Genomic DNA, 2,298 nt, shown 5'->3' on the forward strand with positions numbered 1-2,298 from the left:
AGGCGTGTTGCTACTCGCTACGACAAACTTGCCAGAAACTTCTTGGCCGCCGTCCACCTCGCCGCTCTCGTCGCTTATTGGATCAATTGAGTCTGAACCCTAGTTCATCCGTTGCTCGTCCGCGTGTTCTTGTGCCACCCGGCGGGCTTCTAGGCCGCGCTCATCCGATTGGGTGGTGAGATCAAGGATCATATGCGCTTGGCGAGCCAACGCCTCGAAGTTCTTCGCAACTTGACGGAGCGAGTCTCTGGTCCCCGGATATTGGCAGTTATCCGCTTTCGTGTGGAACTCCTCCGCACGCATAAGCCAGTATTTCGGTGGGTGCATACGCTCCACGCCCATAGGCCAATCCCCCAATTGGGCCGTTCAGATTCTTGATGCAGGTTAAGTGCGCTCGTTCCCGGATGCATGTTAAAACAGCAAGGCAGGCCACTGCTCAACTCAAACTAGGCCACTTCGGAAACAGGCCAGCGTCCGACCGTCATCAGCCGGAGCTATCGAGAAGCCGCGATAGGAACGATGCCCATCATCCGCTCTTGGTTCTGCATGCGTTTCAGACGCATGAGGTTATCGGTTCGGTAGCCGGGAGCGGCCCTCAGCCCTAGGTCGTGCCACCTTGGCCTGGGGCCGTTCTTTGCGCTGAAGGTTGAGCGCTGGGATGACGGCGAGACTTCATCCCAGCTGAGCCGCGATTTATCGAAGACTTGAGCGACGGACTTCCCGAGATGCCCCTTACCTCTGATCCATCTGGCGAGTTCGATGCCTCGAACAATGAAGCGTTGTTCTTTGCGATGTTCGCGGGCGACGACCGCATCGATTGCCGAGTGGATATAGCCGCCCTGCGGGATCGCGCTGCGCCAGACGGAACCAGCCCAAACGACCTTATTGAAACCTTCAAGAGGCATCGCTCGACGATTGAGCGGATCGCAAGTGAACAATACGACACCGGCGCAACGATGCCCGTTGTGCGAACGCATCAGCTTACGCCGGGGTAGCTCGTTCGGCCTTCCTGTCGGGGGCTAGCGAGGGCTCGATTTTGGCGGCTGCAGCCTCGCCAATATCCTGCGGTCGGCAGCTCTGACGGTAATTGCCTTGTTGAGCATGGCCGCCATTTTTTTCCCAATCCGCAAAGCTTCTAGCTCGTCCTCGGCATCCAAGGCCATGATCGAGCTTTCTGGTCAAGCGACCTCACCGCATTCCCGCGGACGTCCGGGGTCAACAGGATAGTTCTTCAGGGCACCGCTCCCTCGGTTTATAGGCCACTGTTGCCGTAAGCAGGCCGCCCCGGACGGCGGAGAAACGGCCCCGGCTTCAGCGGGCTGGAGATTATAGGCCGGGGCCGCTCCGGCAGCTCGGATGAGCGAGGGAGACAACAAACCAAGTACCGAGGGCAGGTTCCTAACGGAGCGTCAGCAGGTCCTCGCGGCGTCAGCAGCCGCGGCGTGAGGTACCAACTAGCTGCGAGGCTCTGAGTTTTCTAGCGGCTTGGCGTCAGATGGAGATAGGCCCGATCGAATCCTGCCAGATCTTTCAAGCGTTCCTGGTCGAGCAAGTTGAAGCCGGACTTGTCCGTTTCCACCAACCGTTCCCCGCGCAGAGCTTGAAGGGTACGGTTCGTATGGACCACTGAAAGTCCCAAACAATCGCCAAGATCAATTTGAGTGATGGGCAAGCTAAACTCCCCGCCGCGAGTGCGTCCGATTGCTTCAAGTCGCTCGTGCACTTCGATCAACAGGTGAGCCATTCTCTGCAGCGCGGCGCGCCGCCCGACATTCACGATCCATTCGCGGAAGATAGAACCATCGATCAAGGTCTCTCGCCACAAGGCCGCGGCTAGGTGCGGGTGTCGCGCCGTCACCTCCGTCAGCTCGGCGTGCGAAATGAACCCAAGCGTGCAAGGCGAAAGGCTGACCAGATCATGGTCCATGATCCCGAGGTGAAGGCTTTGAAGGTCAGGTATGTCGCCGGGAATATGCAAGGACAGGACCTGTCGCTCTCCGTCCGCGGTCGTTTTCGAGCGGAAGGCAAACCCCTCAACGATCAGGCAGCACTCGCCGGGACGAACGCCATCAGCGACAATGATTTCACGCGCGCCGAGATGCCGCTCGCGAATCCGCAGGCTCTGAATGGCGCGGATGTCTTCGCCATCCAGGTGGTTCGATACAGCGAGTTTCGTAATGAGCGCTGACGCAAGATTTGCGTAAGCGCGAAGCCGATACCCTTGCTTCAGAATTCGAATGAACGTGCGAAAGAAGCCTCCGGCTTGGACGGAGGTTTCGGATGGGATTGGACAGCAAA

The 2,298-nt window shown here is 58.6% G+C and carries 3 protein-coding genes and 1 pseudogene; 1 reads left to right on the plus strand and 3 read right to left on the minus strand.

Translation table 11 applies throughout. From position 1 onward, the window contains the following. Positions 1–90: pseudogene (locus IVB36_RS10275) on the plus strand (IS5/IS1182 family transposase); the annotation flags it as partial. Positions 91–99: 9 nt separating this feature from the next. Here the strand turns inward: IVB36_RS10275 and IVB36_RS10280 are convergent. The 3 genes from IVB36_RS10280 to IVB36_RS10290 all read right to left on the minus strand — a co-directional run. Next, on the minus strand, positions 100–342 hold the full coding sequence (locus tag IVB36_RS10280; protein ID WP_247391464.1) for a hypothetical protein: 243 nt from the start codon (positions 340–342) through the stop codon (positions 100–102). Positions 343–494: 152 nt separating this feature from the next. Further along, positions 495–977 carry a hypothetical protein gene (locus IVB36_RS10285; protein WP_245288445.1) on the minus strand — a complete coding sequence of 161 codons (483 nt, stop codon included), beginning with the start codon at positions 975–977 and terminating at the stop codon, positions 495–497. A gap of 500 nt (positions 978–1,477) precedes the next feature. Beyond that, positions 1,478–2,298, minus strand: an 821-nt coding sequence (locus IVB36_RS10290) for a Crp/Fnr family transcriptional regulator (protein ID WP_346731041.1), incomplete at its 5' end; no start/stop codon positions are given.

Source organism: Bradyrhizobium sp. 35 (assembly GCF_023073215.1).
Taxonomy (GTDB): Bacteria; Pseudomonadota; Alphaproteobacteria; order Rhizobiales; family Xanthobacteraceae; genus Bradyrhizobium; species Bradyrhizobium canariense_D.